We start from the raw sequence: 21,312 nt of genomic DNA on the forward strand, positions 1-21,312 counted from the left end.
TTACTCATGGTCCGGGTTAAGACGACGACGGCTGATGATTCGCAGCAGACGCCACAGTACCCACGCCAGCAATACAACGCTGAGCGCAGCCAACACGGCCAGCAGCACCGGGTGGTTAGAGAGGGCGTACCACAGGCGTTCGAACCACGGCAGATGACCGACGTAGTAGACATCCCCCACGCGCAGGCTGTTTACCCCCGACTCACGGATCACCGAGACGGAACCGAACATTGCCGCCCGTTTACCGCTGTCGTTCATGGCCGTGTTGAGCAGCTCATAGCCGCGCGGGCTGTCCGCCAGCAGGGCGATCACGCTGCGCTGGTCGTTATACGGAGACTGGAAGCCGACAATCGCAGCCATCGGACCCGTTGAGCTTACGGTCGTCCTGATATTGGCCTGACGATCGCCGCTGTCCGGCATGATGCTTGGGAACTCGGTCTGACGCAGCGGCGTGTTGACCCATGACTGAGCCGCCTGCACCAGCAGATCGACGCGCTTCTCGTCTTTCAGCTTGTCCGGAATGTTGCCGATGACCATGATATCGGCATCTTTGTTCTGGATCTGGCTACCGTCATCCGTCACCGTCACGTTGATAGCCGGTAAGCCGGTTTGCGCCCCGACGGTGCCCATGGTGTCCAGCAGCGTGGCAACCTGGCCTTCGTTGGCCGCTTTTGGCATCACGATAATCGATTCAGAGAGATCAGCCATGCGGCTGAACGGGAAACTGGCGTTAGCAAACGCACGCAGATCCGGCATCGCGATAAAGTGGTAATACTTCGAGAAGTCGATTGTGGAATCATCACCAATCACCACGTGGTTTTGCACCGGCTGGAAGGTAATACAGTTTTCCACCGATCCACCCGGCATCGGGTTCATATACTGGAAGTTAAACCGGAGCTGGTTCACCGCACCGAGCTTCAGCGCCGGGATCGACACATCGGTTTTGCCATCCAGCAGCCCCTGCAATACAGGCAGACGAAGCATCAACCGGTTTGTCTCCTGGCTGCTGGTCAGGCTGAAGGATTGCAGGAACTGGTTGTTGAGGCTGATATCCATGCGCGAGCTGTCTTTGGTTACCGGCGCGGTGTAACGGTAGTTCAGGTTGATATCAATACCGTTGGTGCGCAGCAGATAGAGATCCGGCGGCAGGTTCAGCGACAGGCTGACAGGAGAAGGTTCAAGCCCGGTTGACTGCAATTGCTCTTCATAGGTTTTCAGCTCGCCGAAGGTAATCGCGCGGTCGGTGCGGACCCAGTTCGGCGCATCATAAGGCTTACGTGCCAGCAGCGGTTTCACCTCATCCACCACGACGCTATTACCGCGGAACAGGATATTGCCCTGAGCAATGCCTTTTGCCGCCTGCACCAGATCTTTATCATCACGCCCGAAGATCACCAGCAGCTTCACGTACGGATTGTCGGGATGGCTGATCATCTCGATGGTGGGCGCTTTCACCTCTGGATGGTCCCGCAGGAATGCCGGGCGTTTGGCGTTGGTGGCAAACACAATCGCGTTTTTGTCCGGCATTTTGTCGTACATAACCGGGAAACTCTGGCCACGCCAGCCGGAGCGGGAACCAAACCAGGATGCCACGATAGAGGCCGCCAGCTGTTCGGTCACATCAGGAGAGCCCGCAAACACCATTGGCAGGTTCAGTGGACGGTTATCACGCGGGTCGAAGAAAGGCACCGGGAAGGCGGAGAGATCATTTTTCAACGCCAGCGGCTGATAGGTCATCTGAAGCGAAGAGTTACGACCAACATCCAGCCACAAGGTGCTGCTGGCCGGGTTTTCACAGACATCGCGGTAATGGCCGACAAATTCCAGACGCACGCGGTTAAAGTCGGTGATAAACAGCGGGTTAATCGGCACCTGAGCCAGGGTTTTCTTACCCAGTTGCTCTTTGGTGACGGGCAGGACGTCCATCAGCTCTTCATTCAGATAGACCTTAAGCTGGGATTGCACCGGCAGCAGCGACGGCGATGGCGTGTATTCCAGGTTGAGCATCGCTTTCGACACGACTTCATCGCTACGCATACCGAATTCGACACCGCCATTTGGGTTGATGCCGCGCAGAACCATGCTGCCCGGAGGTGGCGCGATCTGGGCGAACGTCAGCTTAACGTCACGCGACGGCGTATTTTCCGCAACCACCGGTGCACTGGCTCCCGGCACGCCAGGCATAACCTGCCCAACCACCGGGTTGTCGGCGGGCAGCGTATTCCCCGTCGTCGGCTGATTCGGGACGACGTTTTCCGTCTGCCCCGGCGCCGCCGTCACTACCGGATCGGTCGCTTGCGCGACGACAGGCACCGTTGGCGCGGGTGTGGTCGCTGCGTTATCAGGCGCCGCGTTAGCCACTGTTGCAGGGAGCGCACTCATCCCCATTGCCACTGCACATAACCAGGAAAGTTTTGTTTTCATCGCGTTATCATCATTGTTGAGCCATAACCGGGTCCGCCTGCTTCGCTTCATCTCGCTCAGGTCGACGCGGAATGAACGACACGACCCAGGAAACCAGTGAAGTAAGTGACCGGAAAATTAATTTCACCGACGACGGGGCAAATTCTGCAAGGTGACGATAGCCACGGAACCCCAGCTTAAGAATATCCAGCAGGCTTTCCAGAGGCTTATCCTCAGGGAAGCTGTCCTGCCAGAGAGCCCACGTATCCGCGCGGGCAAACGTACACTGCACAAAATCAATGTGTTGCTTTTTAGTCAGCGGCATCAGTTGCAGACCCACTTCATTTCCTCTCACACGCACCACCTGCGTCGGGAAGACATACTCCTGCTGGCCGCGCTTAAGCAATAGGTTGACCTTCTGCCCCTCAAGCACCTTCGCCTGACCGTTGATCTTGATACCCAGACCGCCATCCGAAAAGTCATGTACGGTACAGGAGAAGAGATGTCCATCGTCGCGGGCAATGGCCGCTGGCATGCTGATTTCGACGCGATGCGCGCGGCGAACCTGTTTGCTCTCAACCGATACCGCCACCGCGCCACCGAGGATAATCAGGTTATAAAACACCCACGCCATACTCACGAAGACCGTCAGAATTTCGTTTTCCGGGCCGTAGAAGTAGCGCCAGATCCCAACAATCACGCCCACAATATTCAGCAGCACCAGGAAGATATAGGGCCGGGAGATCACCCAGTCGACATACTCCTCTTCCACCAGCCCGCCCTTCGCGGTGACGTTGAATTTCCCTTTATGCGGGTTAATCAGCGCCACCATGGTTGGCGGCGCGATATACCAGGCCAGCACCGTTTCGTAGATTTCACTCCAGAACGAATGGCGATATTTCCCCTGAATCTTCGAGTTCGTCAGGCTGGCGTGGATCATGTGCGGCAGAACGAACAGGGCAATCATCAGCGCAGGCGCATAGATGATGTAAGCGTGAAGAAGCAGGAACGCCAGCGGCGCAGTGAGGAAGATAAGCCGTGGAATACCCGACAGGAAGTGGAACATGGCGTTGACGTAGCACAGCCGTTGCGCCAGTTTCAGTCCTTTACCCATCAGCGGGTTATCGAGGCGGAAAATTTGCACCATGCCGCGCGCCCAGCGAATACGCTGGCCGATGTGCGCCGACAGGGATTCCGTGGCCAGCCCCGCCGCCTGAGGAATGCGCATGTAGGCGGAGGTATAGCCAAGACGGTGCAGACGCAGCGAAGTGTGCGCATCTTCCGTGACCGTCTCGACGGCGATCCCGCCAATTTCATCCAGCGGTTTACGGCGGATCACCGCACAGGAGCCGCAGAAGAACGTTGCGTCCCACATGTCGTTCCCGTCCTGCACCAGGCCATAGAACAGTGTGCCCTCGTTCGGGGTTTTACGAAAACGACCGAGGTTACGTTCAAACGGGTCCGGTGAGAAGAAGTGGTGCGGCGTCTGCATCATCGCCAGCTCTTTCTCCTTCAGGAACCAGCCCATGGTCATTTGCAGGAACGAGCGCGTTGGCACGTGGTCGCAGTCGAAAATAGAGACGAACTCCCCTTTGGCATATTTCAGCGCATTGTTGATGTTACCGGCCTTAGCGTGTTCATGCGTGGTACGGGCGATGTACTCGACCCCTACTTCGTCCGCGAACTGGCGGAACTCGGCGCGGCCACCGTCATCGAGGATCCAGATTTTGATTTTATCCTTCGGCCAGTCGATACCCAGCGCGGCGTAAATGGTGTTTTTCACCACCGACAGGTCTTCGTTGTAGGTCGGCACGAAGAGGTCCACCGTTGGCCACTGGGTCGTGTCTTTTGGCAGCGGCACCGGCTGTCGATTCAGCGGCCAGATAACCTGGAAGTAACCCAGCACCAGCACGATCCAGGCGTAGGTCTCAGCAAACAGCAGCACTAACCCACACACCAGGCTGACCGGATCGTCCCAGTTCAGCGTTGAGGTATATCGCCACCAGATGTAGCGGCAGGAAACGGTCAGCGACAGCACGATCAGCATCAGGGCAGAAAAACGCCCCGGAATGCGCCGCACCAGCAGCGCCACGCCCCACAGCAGGATCAGGAAGGTAAACTGTGCCAGCGGGTTGAAGGGCTGGGTAATACAGACCAGCGCCAGTATGAGCGAGAACACCACCACCACGCCGAGAATAAAACGCCGTAAGCCCGGGTGAAGGTGCCCGAGCTCTTTGTGATTATCTAAATGACCTGTTCTATCGCCAACCCGGTCGGGTAGCCGGTTAAGCCACTGGTGATAGTGTTCACGTAAGTTCTGCACGCGATCGAAGCTGCGCCAGCGTGACGTTTTTTTCTCCGCACCCGTTGAGGTCGCCAGAAGCCAGATGGACTGTATAGCGTAGCGCGCGGGATCGAGCGGACGCGGCTTGTCAGGGTTGATATGCGGATAGAGTTCACCGTGGCGCGCACGAATACGTTGCCAGCGTGGATGTTCGAGGGGGATGAACATCCACGCCAGAATCATCCATAAGCAGCCCAGCGCAGCGCTCAGCGATGAGGCGCCGTGATGACGGTAATGGCGGTAGCGTTCACTTAAGCGCGAACTGACCGGCGGGATGAGCAACCAGTTGGTCAGGCGGCTCATACTGAACTCCCGGCAGGCTCCGGCCGTTTAGCAAAGTGCAGCAGACACCAGTTGGCCAGCGTCAGGATCTCTTCTGCCGCCAGTGAATCACTACGGTACTCCCCAAGCGGTTGTTTGGAAGCGAGGCACTCCGCCATCGCTTCGTCACGATGAATAACCATTGGCAACAGGCGGCGCTGACTCTGGAGCCAGACCTGGTACAGATCGTCCTGGATCTGGCTGCCAATGCGCAGATCGTTAATCAGAATATGGGCATTGGCAGGCATTGCCTGTTGATGCAGACGGATATGACAATTCGCATCTACGTTCGCAATGGAGAGCACATGGTCGCACTGCGACAGAAGCTGGCGGGTCAGCGACGCGGCGCCGTGCGGCAGGTCCAGCAGGATCCACTGATAGTGTCCGCTCTCTTTCAGACTCTGCAAAGCGGTGGTGAAGCGAGAGAACAGGCGCTGAAACGCAGCTTCATTCCCGCGTTCGGTTTCCGTCATCTGACCAAAGGGAAGCAAATCGAGCTGGGAGGTATAGCGCAAACCCGCATCCCGCCAGTCTTTATCGTCCAGAAGCGCGCGCCCCCAGCCGTTTTCATGCGTAAAGTCGACATTGAAAGACATGCGCAGCAAATTATCGGAGCAGGCATCAATAACCAGTACTGATTCACCTAAAACCTGTAATGACCACGCCAGCGCCGCGGTTACGGAAGTTGTACCCACTCCACCACGGACGCCCTGTAATCCTAGTACGGCCATCAATGGCTTCCTTATTGTTGTTGGGCAAACTCAGCTAATAACGGCCAACGTTTAATAGCCGCAGCCAACTGTTCCCGCTGGGAAATATCGGTGTAATCTATTTCAGGCAATGAAAAAGCCTGCGTGAGCGCCAGAAAATCGTTTTGGAATGTGTAACCCAGGCTTGGGTCGACTGGAGTTGCGGGTTCGTTATTTTGCATTCTTATTTCATCCCTTTGAGTAAAATCATAAGATTCAGATGCAGCGAGGCGTCCTGCCCACGAAATTTCATTTACATGCTAAATCTGATGTTCTTTAATTTCAATGTTAGGTTTATTTCTACGCTTTCGCTAGTAAACTGAGAGACATAGAAATTCGACGAAAAGAGGGACACCGTGGACTCCATATTTTCTATTGGCATCCAGTCATTATGGGACGAATTGCGCCACATGCCAGTCGGAGGAGTCTGGTGGGTTAATACGGATCGTAATGAAGATGCCATCAGTCTGGTAAACCAGACGATAGCGGCGCAGGGTAAGGATTACCGCGTGGCCGTCATTACGATGGGCGATGAGCCAAAGTCAATCATCAGGCTCGAAACTGACCGTGGACCCCAGACAGTACGATTATTTTCCATGCCAGCGGAGGCCGACAGTTTATACTTTTTGCCCCGCGATATTCAGTGCTCTATTGTTCCTGAACACTATTTACTGATTCTTAAATGTTCTCAAAACGGTCTACAAAATATCCCGTCTGAAAAACTGCTGAAATGGCTGGGAAGAATCAGCAGATGGGCAAAAAATCAAAATTGCACCTTATTGGTTGTTAACCCGGGCAGTAATAACGACAAACTTTTTTCACTTTTAATGAGTGAATACCGTTCCCTCTATGGCCTGGCCAGTATTCGTGTCCAGACTGACAGCCATCTTTACGACGTGGCTTTCTGGTGCAATGAAAAAGGGGTGAGCTCCCGACAGCAGCTTACCCTCAAAAATGTCGGGGACGAGTGGCATCTTGCTCAACAGGAAGAGACGGTGGTTCAGCCACGCAGTGATGAAAAGCGCGTTCTGAGTCATATTGCGGTACTGGAAGGTGCGCCTGCACTGTCTGAGCATTGGTCACTGTTCGAAACTAACGAGGCCTTATTTGATGAGGCGCGCACCACGCAGGCGGCGACCATTATCTTCTCGTTGATCCAGAATAACCAAATCGAAACGCTGGCACGGCACATTCACACATTACGTCGCCAGCGCGGCAGCGCGTTAAAAATCGTGGTACGTGAAAATAATACCAGCCTGCGCGCCACCGATGAGCGCTTATTACTGGGCTGCGGCGCGAATATGGTCATTCCCTGGAATGCTCCCCTGTCGCGCTGTCTGACGCTGATCGAAAGCATTCAGGGCCAGCAGTTTAATCGATATGTTCCGGAAGATATCAGCACCCTGCTTTCAATGACGCAGCCGATGAAACTGCGCGGCTACCAGAAATGGGACACCTTCTGCGATGCGGTGGGCAACATGATGAGCAATACGCTTTTACCGGCAGACGGAAAAGGGGTGATGGTTGCCCTGCGTCCTGTGCCGGGCATTCGCGTTGAGCAGGCGCTCACCTTGTGCCGCCCTAATCGTATCGGGGATATCATGACCATTGGCGATAATCGCCTGGTGCTGTTCCTCTCCTTCTGTCGGGTGAACGATCTGGATACCGCCCTGAACCATATCTTCCCGCTGCCTACCGGGGATATTTTCTCGAACCGCATGGTCTGGTTTGAAGATAATTTGATCAGCGCTGAGCTTGTCCAGATGCGAGCCCTGGCACCTGAAAAATGGGCCAAACCCTTGCCTGTAACAAGTGGTGCCAAACCGGTTCTGAACGCGAAACATGACGGGCATGTATGGCGTCGGGTTCCTGAGCCGCTACGCTTAATGGATGAGAACAAGGAGAGCGTTCCATTATGAATATCAGCGATATCATCCAACTGGTTGTTCTGTGCGCGCTGATTTTTTTGCCGCTTGGCTACTATGCACGCCATTCCCTGCGCCGTATTCGCGATACGATCAGATTACTGTTCGTCAAACCTCGCTATATTAAACCCGCCGGAACACTGACTCGCGCTTCAAACGTCAAGGCAAACCGAAAACATGACTAATTCTACCTATACCTCTTCAGCGCCATCGCCACTCTGGCAATACTGGCGCGGTCTGTCCGGCTGGAATTTCTACTTTCTGGTGAAGTTTGGTCTGCTGTGGGCAGGCTATCTTAATTTCCACCCGCTGCTTAATCTGGTGTTTATGGCATTCCTGCTGATGCCAATCCCGAATCTCAGGCTGCACCGTATACGTCACTGGATTGCTATCCCTATCGGTTTCGCCCTGTTCTGGCATGATACCTGGCTACCCGGCCCCGAAAGCATTATGAGCCAGGGTTCCCAGGTCGCAGGTTTCAGTGCGGACTATATGCTCGATCTGGTTGAGCGCTTTATTAACTGGCAGATGATTGGCGCGGTATTTGTCCTGCTGGTTGCCTGGCTGTTCCTGTCTCAGTGGATCCGGGTGACGGTGTTTGTCGTCGCGATTATGATCTGGCTAAACGTACTGACGCTGACGGGCCCGAGCTTCTCGCTGTGGCCAGCCGGTCAGCCGACGACAACCGTAACCACCACGGGCGGTTCCGCCGCCGCTACCGTCGCGACAGCAGGGGATACGCCTGTGGTTGGGGATATTCCAGCGCAGACGGCGCCGCCGACATCTACGAACCTGAACGCGTGGCTCTCCAGTTTTTACGCTGCGGAAGATAAGCGTCAGACGAAATTCCCGGACGCGCTGCCTGCTGATGCTCAGCCGTTTGAGTTGCTGGTCATTAACATCTGTTCTCTGTCCTGGGCTGACGTTGACGCGGCTGGTTTGATGTCGCACCCGCTGTGGTCGCATTTCGATATTCAGTTCAAAGACTTCAACTCGGCCACGTCGTACAGCGGCCCGGCGGCTATCCGCCTGCTGCGCGCCAGCTGTGGGCAGCCCTCGCATAAGAACCTCTACCAGCCGGCAGCTAACCAGTGTTACCTGTTTGATAACCTGGCAAAACTGGGCTTTACCCAACACCTGATGATGGGCCATAACGGTCAGTTCGGTAACTTCCTGAAAGAAGTGCGTGAACAGGGTGGCATGCAGGCCCCACTGATGGACCAGAAAGGGCTGCCAGTGACGTTACTGGGCTTCGATGGCTCGCCGGTCTATGACGATACCGCCGTACTTCAGCGCTGGTTCGACACCGTCGGTAAAGAGGAAGGGACGCGTAGCGCGACGTTCTATAATACGCTGCCGCTTCACGACGGGAACCATTATCCGGGCGTAAGCAAAACGGCCGATTACAAGGCCCGTGCGCAGAAGTTCTTTGACGAGCTGAATGCGTTCTTCAACGAGCTGGAAAAATCAGGTCGTAAAGTGATGGTGGTGGTGGTCCCGGAACATGGTGGAGCGCTGAAAGGCGACAGGATGCAGGTGTCTGGTCTGCGCGATATCCCAAGCCCGTCCATCACAAACGTTCCGGCCGGGATTAAGTTCTTTGGCATGAAGGCACCGCATCAGGGCGCGCCAGTTGAGATCACCCAGCCAAGCAGCTATCTGGCCATCTCGGAACTGGTTGCTCGCGCTGTAGACGGTAAGCTGTTTGTGGAAGATAGCGTGAACTGGGGTCAGCTCACCAGCGGGCTGCCGCAGACGGCGGAGGTATCGGAAAACGCCAATGCGGTGGTGATCCAGTATCAGAATAAGCCTTATGTCCGACTGAATGCCGGGGATTGGGTGCCGTATCCGCAGTGACCTGCTACACCCTCTCCCCTGTGGGGGAGAGGGTTACTCTGCACTTCGTAATGAAATTTCACCGCCCACCCAGGGCTTAATCACGCCATCCTGTTCAAGCAGCAACGCGCCCTGCGCGTCAATGCCGCGTGATGTGCCGTAAATCTCTTTATCCCCAATCAGCAGCTTCACCGGTCGGTTAATAAAGTTATCCAGCTTTTCCCAGCGGGACAGGAATGGCGCTAACCCCTCTTGTTCAAAGAGCGTCAGCGAACTACGCAACTCATTGATCATGCGGACGGCAAGCGTATTGCGATCGATGGTGATCCCCGCTTCCTGTAGGTTGGTCCAGGCCTGGTTCACGACATCGTTCTGCACGTTTCGCATCACCATGTTCAGCCCCGCCCCAATGACGATCTGTGCGGCATCGCCTGTTTTTCCCGTCAGTTCGACCAGGATCCCCGCCAGCTTTCGATCGTTGAGATACAGATCGTTGGGCCATTTTACCCGCACCTGATCGGCACCCAAATCATGCAGCACCTCTGCCATCACAATGCCGATGACCAGGCTCAGCCCGATGGCCGCAGCTGGCCCCTGTTCAAGCCGCCAGTACATGGAAAGGTAGAGGTTGGCGCCAAATGGCGAAAACCACTTACGCCCCCGGCGGCCACGTCCTGCCTGTTGGTACTCGGCAACGCAGGCATCACCGGATTTCAGCTCGCTCAGGCGATCCAGCAGATACTGGTTCGTCGAATCAATGACCGGCAATACCGCGACGTTACCGTGTCCAATCTGGCTGCGGATGATCTCTTCATTCAGTAACTGGATTGGTTCCGGCAGGCTGTAGCCTTTTCCCGGCACCGTAAACACATCTACGCCCCAGTCGCGGAGCGTTTGAATATGTTTATTGATGGCAGCGCGGCTCATGCCCAGCTGTTCGCCCAGCTGCTCGCCAGAATGAAACTCGCCATCAGCAAGAATACCGATGAGAGTTAACGGAATAGTATTGTCCTTCACGCAATGGTCTCCACGGCATTCACTTCGCCCGTTCGGCCAATAAAGCGAACTTCAGGCTCCAGCCAGACGTTAAATTTTTCGCCCACACGCTGGCGAACATGATGCGCCAGGTTGACGACATCCTCACTTGTCGCGTTGGACTGGTTGATCAGTACCAGCGCCTGCTGACGATGAACAGCAGCGCCACCAAGCGTAGTACCTTTTAATTCACATTGATCGATAAGCCAGCCTGCGGCCAGCTTCACGCTGCCATCCGCCTGAGGATAATGCGGGGCCGTTGGCCAGCCAGCGAGAAACGCTTTCGCATTTTCGCTGCCGATCACCGGATTTTTGAAAAAACTGCCCGCATTTCCATTCACTTTCGGGTCCGGAAGCTTGGTCATTCGCATGTGGCAAACGGAATCAAAAACCTCACGCGGTGTGACGGTAGCCGGATCGAGACGGGCCAGATCGCCGTAAGTCAGAACGGGTTTCCATGCTTTCGCCAGACGCAGGCCAACGGCCACAATGACAAAACGATCCTGATAGTCGTGCTTGAAAATGCTGTCGCGATAGCCAAAACGGCACTGCTCTGCGGTTAAGCGTTGAGCATTTCCCGTAGCCAGTTCGATGCAGTCGACATATTCGCAGACGTTTTTCAGTTCGATGCCGTAGGCACCGATGTTTTGAATAGGAGATGATCCTGCACAGCCCGGGATCAGGGCCAGGTTTTCCAGTCCGGGCATCCCTTTTTCAAGGGTATATTGCACCAGATGGTGCCAGTTTTCGCCAGCACCCACGTGTAAATGCCAGCTGTCAGCGCTCTCTTTACGCTCAATCCCCATGATGCGATTAACGATTACCGTCCCCGCAAAATCATCGAGAAACAGGACATTACTTCCTTCGCCCAGAATAAGTACGGGTTCACCGTTTTCTGTTGCGTTTTGCCAGGCATTCAGCAACTGCTGAGCACTGTCGGCACGTACAATTTGATTAGCATTCCGTTGAATACCAAAGGTATTCCAGGGCTTAAGGGAGTGATTCATAGACGCTATCCTGATGCAAAAACCGGGATAGTTTACCGTATATACGAAGGGATGGGTGATTAGTTTATGGAAAGGAAGCAGGTGCAGAAACGCAAAAAGGCCATCCTTTCGGATGGCCTCTTCACTTGTTTGATGCCTGGCAGTTCCCTACTCTCACATGGGGAGACCCCACACTACCATCGGCGCTACGGCGTTTCACTTCTGAGTTCGGCATGGGGTCAGGTGGGACCACCGCGCTAAAGCCGCCAGGCAAATTCTGTTAATCTGTATCAGGCTGAAATTTGATTGTCTATCTCTTCGCCGAAACAGCTTCGGCGTTGTAAGGTTAAGCCTCACGGTTCATTAGTATCGGTTAGCTCAACGCATCGCTGCGCTTACACACCCGACCTATCAACGTCGTAGTCTTCAACGTTCCTTCAGGAGACTTAAAGTCTCAGGGAGAACTCATCTCGGGGCAAGTTTCGTGCTTAGATGCTTTCAGCACTTATCTCTTCCGCATTTAGCTACCGGGCAGTGCCATTGGCATGACAACCCGAACACCAGTGATGCGTCCACTCCGGTCCTCTCGTACTAGGAGCAGCCCCCCTCAATTCTCCAGCGCCCACGGCAGATAGGGACCGAACTGTCTCACGACGTTCTAAACCCAGCTCGCGTACCACTTTAAATGGCGAACAGCCATACCCTTGGGACCTACTTCAGCCCCAGGATGTGATGAGCCGACATCGAGGTGCCAAACACCGCCGTCGATATGAACTCTTGGGCGGTATCAGCCTGTTATCCCCGGAGTACCTTTTATCCGTTGAGCGATGGCCCTTCCATTCAGAACCACCGGATCACTATGACCTGCTTTCGCACCTGCTCGCGCCGTCACGCTCGCAGTCAAGCTGGCTTATGCCATTGCACTAACCTCCTGATGTCCGACCAGGATTAGCCAACCTTCGTGCTCCTCCGTTACTCTTTGGGAGGAGACCGCCCCAGTCAAACTACCCACCAGACACTGTCCGCAACCCGGATTACGGGTCTACGTTAGAACACCAGCCATTAAAGGGTGGTATTTCAAGGTTGGCTCCACGCAGACTGGCGTCCACGCTTCAAAGCCTCCCACCTATCCTACACATCAAGGACCAGTGTTCAGTGTCAAGCTATAGTAAAGGTTCACGGGGTCTTTCCGTCTTGCCGCGGGTACACTGCATCTTCACAGCGAGTTCAATTTCACTGAGTCTCGGGTGGAGACAGCCTGGCCATCATTACGCCATTCGTGCAGGTCGGAACTTACCCGACAAGGAATTTCGCTACCTTAGGACCGTTATAGTTACGGCCGCCGTTTACCGGGGCTTCGATCAAGAGCTTCGCGTTGCCGCTAACCCCATCAATTAACCTTCCGGCACCGGGCAGGCGTCACACCGTATACGTCCACTTTCGTGTTTGCACAGTGCTGTGTTTTTAATAAACAGTTGCAGCCAGCTGGTATCTTCGACTGATTTCAGCTCCGCCCGCAGGGGCTTCACCTACATATCAGCGTGCCTTCTCCCGAAGTTACGGCACCATTTTGCCTAGTTCCTTCACCCGAGTTCTCTCAAGCGCCTTGGTATTCTCTACCTGACCACCTGTGTCGGTTTGGGGTACGATTTCGTGTTACCTGATGCTTAGAGGCTTTTCCTGGAAGCAGGGCATTTATCACTTCAGCACCGTAGTGCCTCGTCATCACACCTCAGCGTTAACAAGGTACCGGATTTACCTGGAACCTCCGCCTACATGCTTAAACCGGGACAACCGTCGCCCGGCTGACATAGCCTTCTCCGTCCCCCCTTCGCAGTAACACCAAGTACAGGAATATTAACCTGTTTCCCATCGACTACGCCTTTCGGCCTCGCCTTAGGGGTCGACTCACCCTGCCCCGATTAACGTTGGACAGGAACCCTTGGTCTTCCGGCGAGCGGGCTTTTCACCCGCTTTATCGTTACTTATGTCAGCATTCGCACTTCTGATACCTCCAGCACCCCTCACAGGACACCTTCAACGGCTTACAGAACGCTCCCCTACCCAACAACGCATAAGCGTCGCTGCCGCAGCTTCGGTGCATGGTTTAGCCCCGTTACATCTTCCGCGCAGGCCGACTCGACCAGTGAGCTATTACGCTTTCTTTAAATGATGGCTGCTTCTAAGCCAACATCCTGGCTGTCTGTGCCTTCCCACATCGTTTCCCACTTAACCATGACTTTGGGACCTTAGCTGGCGGTCTGGGTTGTTTCCCTCTTCACGACGGACGTTAGCACCCGCCGTGTGTCTCCCGTGATAACATTCTTCGGTATTCGTAGTTTGCATCGGGTTGGTAAGCCGGGATGGCCCCCTAGCCGAAACAGTGCTCTACCCCCGAAGATGAATTCACGAGGCGCTACCTAAATAGCTTTCGGGGAGAACCAGCTATCTCCCGGTTTGATTGGCCTTTCACCCCCAGCCACAGGTCATCCGCTAATTTTTCAACATTAGTCGGTTCGGTCCTCCAGTTAGTGTTACCCAACCTTCAACCTGCCCATGGCTAGATCACCGGGTTTCGGGTCTATACCCTGCAACTTAACGCCCAGTTAAGACTCGGTTTCCCTTCGGCTCCCCTATACGGTTAACCTTGCTACAGAATATAAGTCGCTGACCCATTATACAAAAGGTACGCAGTCACCCCATAAAGAGGCTCCCACTGCTTGTACGTACACGGTTTCAGGTTCTTTTTCACTCCCCTCGCCGGGGTTCTTTTCGCCTTTCCCTCACGGTACTGGTTCACTATCGGTCAGTCAGGAGTATTTAGCCTTGGAGGATGGTCCCCCCATATTCAGACAGGATACCACGTGTCCCGCCCTACTCTTCGAGTTCACAGCATGTGTGCTTTCGTGTACGGGACTATCACCCTGTACCGTCGGACTTTCCAGACCGTTCCACTAACACACAAGCTGATTCAGACTCCGGGCTGCTCCCCGTTCGCTCGCCGCTACTGGGGGAATCTCGGTTGATTTCTTTTCCTCGGGGTACTTAGATGTTTCAGTTCCCCCGGTTCGCCTCGTTAACCTATGTATTCAGTTAACGATAGTGCAACGGATTGCACTGGGTTTCCCCATTCGGACATCGCCGGGTCAAAGGTTCATATCACCTCGCCGGCGCTTTTCGCAGATTAGCACGTCCTTCATCGCCTCTGACTGCCAGGGCATCCACCGTGTACGCTTAGTCGCTTAACCTCACAACCCGAAGATGTTTCACTTCCGATTGCGAAAATTTGAGAGACTCGAACACACCATTAAAGATGTGTCGTTTCAATTTTCAGCTTGATCCAGATTTTTAAAGAGCAAAACTTCGCAGTGCACCTTTTCAGGTTCACTCTGAAGTTTTCTTGTGTTCGCAGTAAAGGATGGTGGAGCTATGCGGGATCGAACCGCAGACCTCCTGCGTGCAAGGCAGGCGCTCTCCCAGCTGAGCTATAGCCCCATCGTAGTTATCTCTCTACCGGTAATTTTTGTTGAGGCAAGGCGTGGTGACACGAAGCATACTCAGGTATGTGAGTGTCGCCGCAACGCAGCATCAGCAAAAATTTGGTAGGCCTGAGTGGACTTGAACCACCGACCTCACCCTTATCAGGGGTGCGCTCTAACCACCTGAGCTACAAGCCTGCAGAGATTTTTTACTGCTGTTTTTCATCAGACAATCTGTGTGGACACTACAAAGGCAGGTTCTTTAAGGTAAGGAGGTGATCCAACCGCAGGTTCCCCTACGGTTACCTTGTTACGACTTCACCCCAGTCATGAATCACAAAGTGGTAAGCGCCCTCCCGAAGGTTAAGCTACCTACTTCTTTTGCAACCCACTCCCATGGTGTGACGGGCGGTGTGTACAAGGCCCGGGAACGTATTCACCGTGGCATTCTGATCCACGATTACTAGCGATTCCGACTTCATGGAGTCGAGTTGCAGACTCCAATCCGGACTACGACGCACTTTATGAGGTCCGCTTGCTCTCGCGAGGTCGCTTCTCTTTGTATGCGCCATTGTAGCACGTGTGTAGCCCTACTCGTAAGGGCCATGATGACTTGACGTCATCCCCACCTTCCTCCAGTTTATCACTGGCAGTCTCCTTTGAGTTCCCGGCCTAACCGCTGGCAACAAAGGATAAGGGTTGCGCTCGTTGCGGGACTTAACCCAACATTTCACAACACGAGCTGACGACAGCCATGCAGCACCTGTCTCAGAGTTCCCGAAGGCACCAAAGCATCTCTGCTAAGTTCTCTGGATGTCAAGAGTAGGTAAGGTTCTTCGCGTTGCATCGAATTAAACCACATGCTCCACCGCTTGTGCGGGCCCCCGTCAATTCATTTGAGTTTTAACCTTGCGGCCGTACTCCCCAGGCGGTCGACTTAACGCGTTAGCTCCGGAAGCCACGCCTCAAGGGCACAACCTCCAAGTCGACATCGTTTACGGCGTGGACTACCAGGGTATCTAATCCTGTTTGCTCCCCACGCTTTCGCACCTGAGCGTCAGTCTTTGTCCAGGGGGCCGCCTTCGCCACCGGTATTCCTCCAGATCTCTACGCATTTCACCGCTACACCTGGAATTCTACCCCCCTCTACAAGACTCTAGCCTGCCAGTTTCGAATGCAGTTCCCAGGTTGAGCCCGGGGATTTCACATCCGACTTGACAGACCGCCTGCGTGCGCTTTACGCCCAGTAATTCCGATTAACGCTTGCACCCTCCGTATTACCGCGGCTGCTGGCACGGAGTTAGCCGGTGCTTCTTCTGCGGGTAACGTCAATCGACAGGGTTATTAACCCTGTCGCCTTCCTCCCCGCTGAAAGTACTTTACAACCCGAAGGCCTTCTTCATACACGCGGCATGGCTGCATCAGGCTTGCGCCCATTGTGCAATATTCCCCACTGCTGCCTCCCGTAGGAGTCTGGACCGTGTCTCAGTTCCAGTGTGGCTGGTCATCCTCTCAGACCAGCTAGGGATCGTCGCCTAGGTGAGCCGTTACCCCACCTACTAGCTAATCCCATCTGGGCACATCCGATGGCAAGAGGCCCGAAGGTCCCCCTCTTTGGTCTTGCGACGTTATGCGGTATTAGCTACCGTTTCCAGTAGTTATCCCCCTCCATCAGGCAGTTTCCCAGACATTACTCACCCGTCCGCCACTCGTCAGCGAAGCAGCAAGCTGCTTCCTGTTACCGTTCGACTTGCATGTGTTAGGCCTGCCGCCAGCGTTCAATCTGAGCCATGATCAAACTCTTCAATTTAAAAGTTTGATGCTCAATGAATTAAACTTCGTAATGAATTACGTGTTCACTCGTTGAGACTTGGTATTCATTTAGTGTCCGAGGACATTAAGAATCCATGTCACTTTGAGTGCCCACACAGATTGTCTGATAAATTGTTAAAGAGCAGTGCCGCTACGTTTTCGCTGCGGCGCGGGGTGTGCATATTACGCTTTCCCGCTTCAGAGTCAAGCGTTTATTTTGCTTTTCTCTGCTGACCCGGCGGCGTGTGTGCCGTTGTTCCGTGTCAGTGGAGGCGCATTATAGGGAGTTCTTCTGAAGTGACAAGCACTAAATACAAAAAACTTTTCGTTCGCTCACTTTTCAAACTCAACGCTTATTTAACCCGCGAATCGTCCGTTAAACGTGCAATTTCACGTGCAAAACTGGCCACTTGATCCCAGTCGGTATAAACCACTTCTTTACGCGTATCCGTTTCCCCGCCCGTCATCTTCATGATCAGGCGGATCATAAAGCGGTCATACCAGCGGTAACGCGGGTAACGCAGCGCGCCCGCAAAGACAGAACAGATATCGGGCTGCCATGGCGAGCTCAGCAAAAACTTGCGCGTATAGCTGTTAGTCTGCGGTGTACGCTTCTCTGCTTTACGGGCAACCAGGTTGACCGAGTAAAACGCGCCGGGCAGCTTAGCGAGCTCCGCCGTATGCTTTTTCACAAAGCGATCCAGCGCCGGATGGAAATGACCGTAACGAATTGAAGCGCCAATGACCACACGGTCGTAATCCTGCCAGGCAAGCTGTTCAGTGCGATTCAGGTTCACCACATCAGAATAAATGCCCAGCTCTTTGAGTTCAGAAGCCAGATATGAAGCAATCTCACGCGTTTGCCCATCACGCGTTGAGAATAGAATTAACGTTTTCACCAATGTCTCCTTACTCACGCCAGAATGTTGGGGTAAACAGCACCAGCAGCGTAAAGACCTCAAGACGACCAAACAGCATATTGGCGATTAAGATCCACTTTGCCACCGGGTTCATACTGGCGAAATTATCCGCCACGACACCCAGCCCCGGCCCCAGGTTGTTTAACGTTGCCACCACAGAGGCGAAGGCAGAGAAATCATCCACGCCCGTGGCGATAATCGCCAGCATACTGACAATAAAGACCAGCGCATAAGCGGAGAAGAATCCCCACACCGCTTCGAGGATACGCTCCGGCAGTGCACGATTGCCCAGCTTGATGCTGTAAACCGCATTCGGGTGGACGAGACGTTTAAGTTCACGGTTCCCCTGCTTGAACAGCAGCAGAATACGGATCACCTTCAGGCCGCCGCCCGTCGACCCGGCACAGCCGCCGATAAACGCAGAGCACAACAGCAGCACCGGCAGGAACAGCGGCCAACGCGCAATGCTGTCCGTGGTGAAACCGGCGGTTGTCGCCATCGATACCACCTGGAAGAAGGCCTGGTTCAGGGTCGTGACCGCCGAGTTATAGACATCGTGGAACCACAGTACCAGGGTACAGATGATCACCAGGGTCAACTGGACGCCAATAAACATCCGGAATTCCGGGTCGCGCCAGTACACCTTCAGGCTCCGTCCGCTAAGCAACGAGAAGTGTAGACCGTAGTTACAGCCTGAGATCAGCAAAAAGATGGCAATGATGGTATTGATCGTCGGGCTGTCGAAGTACCCAACGCTGGCATCGTGGGTGGAGAACCCGCCGATAGCGATAGTGGCAAAGCTGTGCCCGATGGCATCAAACGCAGGCATCCCGGCAAACCACAGCGCCAGCGCGCAGGCCACCGTCAGCAGGACATAAATAAGCCAAAGGGTTTTCGCCGTCTCCGCAATACGCGGGCGCATCTTGTTATCTTTCAACGGGCCAGGCATTTCAGCCCGGTAAAGCTGCATCCCCCCGACGCCCAGAATCGGCAGGATAGCCACCGCCAGCACGATGATCCCCATACCGCCGAACCACTGGAGCATCTGCCGGTAAAAGAGAATTGCATGCGGGAGTGAATCCAGCCCCACAAGCGTGGTGGCCCCGGTGGTCGTTAATCCGGAGAACGATTCAAAAAACGCATCCGTGACGGTGAGATTCGGTTGTTCAGAGAAGATAAACGGCAGCGCACCCACGCTTCCCAGTACCGTCCAGAACAGGACCACGATCAGAAAACCCTCCCGGGATTTCAGTTCACCTTTCTCACGGCGGTTTGGCCACCACAGCAGGGAGCCAATCGTCAGCGCGACAAAAAAGGTTTGCGTAAATGCACGCCCCGCGCCGTCCCGGTAGATGAGCGCCACCAGTCCGGGAATGATCATTGTCCCGGAGAAAAGTATGACCAGCAATCCAACGATTCGGGTAATGGCACGAAAATGCATCTCTGCCGCTTCCTTAGGTATTCAAAATTGTGAGGTGGGGATTATTCTTCAATCGGCAGTAATTGCAATGAACCGCGACTAAAATCAGCGAGTTTTGCTGAAAAAGCAGCCAGTTCCGCCTGAGGAAGCGCCACGCGTAATTGCACCATTGCCTGATAATCACTGTGTGCGATGACGCCGTTAAACTGTTTAAGCAGTGCTTCGATACCCGATAGCTGGGCGTAATCGCATAACAAAGTATATTCCGTAAGTGGCGTTTTGCGGGTTGTTATCAGCAGATTAAGCGCCTGCTGGACACCCCCTCCGTAGGCTTTCACCAGCCCTCCGGTGCCTAACAAAATGCCCCCGTAGTAGCGGACCACGACGGCGGTGATTTCACCCACGCCGCTGCCCATCAACTGGGATAGCATCGGTTTTCCGGCCGTACCCGCCGGTTCACCGTCGTCAGAAAACCCGAGCTGCTGTGAGTCGTCTGGCGGCCCTGCGACCCACGCCACACAGTGATGGCGGGCATCGGGGTGCTGCGCGCGGACGGACTCGACGAACGCCTTCGCCGCCTCCACGCCGTCAGTATGCGCCAACAGCGTGATAAAGCGGCTTTTCTTGATTTCCTCAACAAAGGTGACCGGCTCGGCCGGTATCAGCCAGCTTTCCATCAGGCCAGCTTCAGATCTCGCGTCATGTTCTCGATGCTGTTCTCGTGAATAACCACGTTATCTTCGATACGAATGCCGCCATACGGCTTCAGCGCTTCAATTTTCTCCCAGTTGAAGTGCTTGCTGAACTGCCCTTCGCGCCACGGCGCCAGCAGGGATTCAATAAAGTAGATACCCGGCTCGATGGTCAATACCATACGCGGCGCCAGAACGCGGGTGCAGCGCAGATAAGGATATTTAGACGGTGCCGCCAGGTGCGTACCGGTATCATCCTGCATAAAGCCCGCGACGTCATGAACCTGTAAACCCAGCGGGTGGCCGATACCGTGCGGCATAAATGGCCCGGTCAAATCGTTCTCAACCATCGCCTCTTCGCTCATGTCTTTGACAATCTGATGCTTACGCAGCAGTTTAGCGATGCGCTGATGGAACTGGATGTGATAATCCACGTAGCTGGTTCCGGCCTTCATGGTGCCAATCAGCGCCAGCTGTTCGTCGTTCACGTCTTTGATCAATTGCGCAAAATCAGTATCCGCATTCGCCGCCCAGGTACGGGTCAGGTCTGCCGCATAGCCATTGTACTCAGCCCCCGCGTCCAGCAGGAAGCTGCGCATCTCAGCCGGAACCTGATGATCCAGTTTGGTGTAGTGCAGAACCGAGGCATGTTCATTCAGCGCCACGATGTTGCTGTACGGCACGTCGGTATCGCGGTGGCCGGTCGCCGTCAGGTAGGCCTGATTGATATCGAACTCGCTCATACCGGACTGGAACGCTTCGTGCGCCGCACGGTGGCCATTCACCGCCGTTTTTTGCGCTTCACGCATGCAGTAAAGTTCGTAGTCGGTCTTGTAGGCGCGATAGTAGTGCAGATAATCCAGCACGCCTTTCGGGTTGAGTTTATCTGCCGGAATATCCAGACCCAGCGCCCGCTCAGGAACCGGACCAATGTAGCCGATGTTCCCACGCGCCGCTGGCAACTGGCTGCCAATGCCGTCTGCTTTTGGCAGCGCAATCACGTCAATTTCTTCGGTCCAGAATGAGGTCGGCAGCGGCTCCACGTTGTGCCAGTAATCGACCGGCAGGTAGAACCACAGTTTCGGCTTGTTCACGCCATCCACCAGCAGCCAGCAATTTGGAACCTGCGTGACAGGCACCCAGGCTTTAAACTGCGGGTTAACCTTGAAGGGATAAGCGTGGTCATCAAGAAAAGTATTCATCAGCTCGCCGGAGTGGATCAGCAGGGCATCCAGCTTGAAGCGGGCCAGTACATCGCGGGTACGTTCCTGTAGGGTAACGATATGATTTTTATAAAGCGAAGCCAGTGAGTCCATCATTCTTCCTTTCGTTTTTTTGACCTCAAGTCATCGCATCTTAGCACACCTCACTCCGGCTGCGTGATTTCCAC

Annotated in this window: 13 protein-coding genes, 2 tRNA genes and 3 rRNA genes; 3 read left to right on the forward strand and 15 right to left on the reverse strand. The window is 54.5% G+C overall.

Annotated features, from left to right (window positions below):
- The 4 genes from bcsB to bcsR are packed head-to-tail and all read right to left on the reverse strand — an operon-like array spanning window position 1 to window position 5,999.
- Window positions 1-2,424, reverse strand: coding sequence for a cellulose biosynthesis cyclic di-GMP-binding regulatory protein BcsB (bcsB, locus tag ACQG03_RS20680; protein WP_074148427.1), 2,424 nt, complete (start codon window positions 2,422-2,424; stop codon window positions 1-3).
- 10 nt (window positions 2,425-2,434) lie between these two features.
- Window positions 2,435-5,050 carry a UDP-forming cellulose synthase catalytic subunit gene (gene bcsA, locus ACQG03_RS20685; RefSeq protein ID WP_063163995.1) on the reverse strand — a complete coding sequence of 872 codons (2,616 nt, stop codon included), beginning with the start codon at window positions 5,048-5,050 and terminating at the stop codon, window positions 2,435-2,437.
- Window positions 5,047-5,799, reverse strand: coding sequence for a cellulose biosynthesis protein BcsQ (gene bcsQ / locus ACQG03_RS20690; protein WP_023298843.1), 753 nt, complete (start codon window positions 5,797-5,799; stop codon window positions 5,047-5,049). Before bcsQ ends, bcsA begins: the two co-directional genes overlap by 4 nt.
- Window positions 5,800-5,810: 11 nt before the next feature.
- A complete protein-coding gene (gene bcsR / locus ACQG03_RS20695) occupies window positions 5,811-5,999 on the reverse strand; it encodes a cellulose biosynthesis protein BcsR (RefSeq protein WP_022649731.1) in 189 nt (62 codons plus the stop codon).
- 174 nt (window positions 6,000-6,173) lie between these two features.
- On the opposite strand from bcsR, the gene bcsE reads away from it, so the two are divergent.
- The 3 genes from bcsE to bcsG are packed head-to-tail and all read left to right on the forward strand — an operon-like array spanning window position 6,174 to window position 9,599.
- On the forward strand, window positions 6,174-7,736 hold the full coding sequence (gene bcsE / locus ACQG03_RS20700) for a cellulose biosynthesis c-di-GMP-binding protein BcsE (protein ID WP_022649732.1): 1,563 nt from the start codon (window positions 6,174-6,176) through the stop codon (window positions 7,734-7,736).
- Entirely contained in the window at window positions 7,733-7,927 is a 195-nt protein-coding gene (gene bcsF, locus ACQG03_RS20705; RefSeq protein ID WP_022649733.1) for a cellulose biosynthesis protein BcsF, read from the forward strand. The genes bcsE and bcsF overlap by 4 nt, the downstream gene beginning before the upstream one ends.
- Window positions 7,920-9,599 (forward strand): cellulose biosynthesis protein BcsG, encoded by a 1,680-nt coding sequence (gene bcsG / locus ACQG03_RS20710; RefSeq protein ID WP_022649734.1) that lies wholly within the window; start codon window positions 7,920-7,922, stop codon window positions 9,597-9,599. The genes bcsF and bcsG overlap by 8 nt, the downstream gene beginning before the upstream one ends.
- Window positions 9,600-9,632: 33 nt before the next feature.
- Here bcsG and birA read toward each other — a convergent pair whose 3' ends face one another.
- The 11 genes from birA to pepQ all read right to left on the reverse strand — a co-directional run bounded on the left by birA (window position 9,633) and on the right by pepQ (window position 21,238).
- A complete protein-coding gene (gene birA, locus ACQG03_RS20715; protein ID WP_003861169.1) occupies window positions 9,633-10,595 on the reverse strand; it encodes a bifunctional biotin--[acetyl-CoA-carboxylase] ligase/biotin operon repressor BirA in 963 nt (320 codons plus the stop codon).
- Window positions 10,592-11,620 carry a UDP-N-acetylmuramate dehydrogenase gene (gene murB, locus ACQG03_RS20720; RefSeq protein ID WP_058677653.1) on the reverse strand — a complete coding sequence of 343 codons (1,029 nt, stop codon included), beginning with the start codon at window positions 11,618-11,620 and terminating at the stop codon, window positions 10,592-10,594. Before murB ends, birA begins: the two co-directional genes overlap by 4 nt.
- 134 nt (window positions 11,621-11,754) lie before the next feature.
- Window positions 11,755-11,870: ribosomal RNA gene (gene rrf, locus ACQG03_RS20725) — 5S ribosomal RNA — on the reverse strand.
- Window positions 11,871-11,941: 71 nt separating this feature from the next.
- Window positions 11,942-14,847 (reverse strand): 23S ribosomal RNA (locus ACQG03_RS20730).
- Window positions 14,848-15,018: 171 nt separating this feature from the next.
- Window positions 15,019-15,094 (reverse strand) — tRNA-Ala (locus ACQG03_RS20735).
- Between the two features lie 105 nt (window positions 15,095-15,199).
- Window positions 15,200-15,276: transfer RNA gene (locus ACQG03_RS20740), tRNA-Ile, on the reverse strand.
- Between the two features lie 70 nt (window positions 15,277-15,346).
- Window positions 15,347-16,888 (reverse strand): 16S ribosomal RNA (locus ACQG03_RS20745).
- The 16S, 23S and 5S rRNA genes sit together here with 2 tRNA genes alongside, the layout of an rRNA operon.
- 355 nt (window positions 16,889-17,243) lie before the next feature.
- Complete coding sequence (hemG, locus tag ACQG03_RS20750; protein ID WP_023298846.1) at window positions 17,244-17,789, reverse strand: menaquinone-dependent protoporphyrinogen IX dehydrogenase; 546 nt, start codon at window positions 17,787-17,789, stop codon at window positions 17,244-17,246.
- A 10-nt stretch (window positions 17,790-17,799) separates the two neighbouring features.
- Window positions 17,800-19,251 (reverse strand): Trk system potassium transporter TrkH, encoded by a 1,452-nt coding sequence (trkH, locus tag ACQG03_RS20755; RefSeq protein WP_022649737.1) that lies wholly within the window; start codon window positions 19,249-19,251, stop codon window positions 17,800-17,802.
- A 41-nt stretch (window positions 19,252-19,292) separates the two neighbouring features.
- Window positions 19,293-19,907: an IMPACT family protein gene (locus tag ACQG03_RS20760; RefSeq protein WP_015572737.1), complete on the reverse strand. Its 615-nt coding sequence runs from the start codon at window positions 19,905-19,907 to the stop codon at window positions 19,293-19,295.
- Window positions 19,907-21,238 (reverse strand): Xaa-Pro dipeptidase, encoded by a 1,332-nt coding sequence (pepQ, locus tag ACQG03_RS20765; RefSeq protein ID WP_017382602.1) that lies wholly within the window; start codon window positions 21,236-21,238, stop codon window positions 19,907-19,909. The genes ACQG03_RS20760 and pepQ overlap by 1 nt, the downstream gene beginning before the upstream one ends.
- Window positions 21,239-21,312: the final 74 nt, after the last annotated feature.

Source organism: Enterobacter cloacae complex sp. 342H5 (genome assembly GCF_050030905.1).
GTDB lineage: Bacteria > Pseudomonadota > Gammaproteobacteria > Enterobacterales > Enterobacteriaceae > Enterobacter > Enterobacter intestinihominis.

Excerpts from the sequence above, each read along its gene's own strand:
- bcsB (WP_074148427.1), bottom strand. The coding sequence starts at position 2,424 with ATGAAAACAAAACTTTCCTGGTTATGTGCAGTGGCAATGGGGATGAGT.
- bcsA (WP_063163995.1), bottom strand. The coding sequence starts at position 5,050 with ATGAGCCGCCTGACCAACTGGTTGCTCATCCCGCCGGTCAGTTCGCGC.
- bcsQ (WP_023298843.1), bottom strand. The coding sequence starts at position 5,799 with ATGGCCGTACTAGGATTACAGGGCGTCCGTGGTGGAGTGGGTACAACT.
- bcsR (WP_022649731.1), bottom strand. The coding sequence starts at position 5,999 with ATGCAAAATAACGAACCCGCAACTCCAGTCGACCCAAGCCTGGGTTAC.
- bcsF (WP_022649733.1), top strand. The coding sequence starts at position 7,733 with ATGAATATCAGCGATATCATCCAACTGGTTGTTCTGTGCGCGCTGATT.
- bcsG (WP_022649734.1), top strand. The coding sequence starts at position 7,920 with ATGACTAATTCTACCTATACCTCTTCAGCGCCATCGCCACTCTGGCAA.
- murB (WP_058677653.1), bottom strand. The coding sequence starts at position 11,620 with ATGAATCACTCCCTTAAGCCCTGGAATACCTTTGGTATTCAACGGAAT.
- trkH (WP_022649737.1), bottom strand. The coding sequence starts at position 19,251 with ATGCATTTTCGTGCCATTACCCGAATCGTTGGATTGCTGGTCATACTT.
- ACQG03_RS20760 (WP_015572737.1), bottom strand. The coding sequence starts at position 19,907 with ATGGAAAGCTGGCTGATACCGGCCGAGCCGGTCACCTTTGTTGAGGAA.
- pepQ (WP_017382602.1), bottom strand. The coding sequence starts at position 21,238 with ATGGACTCACTGGCTTCGCTTTATAAAAATCATATCGTTACCCTACAG.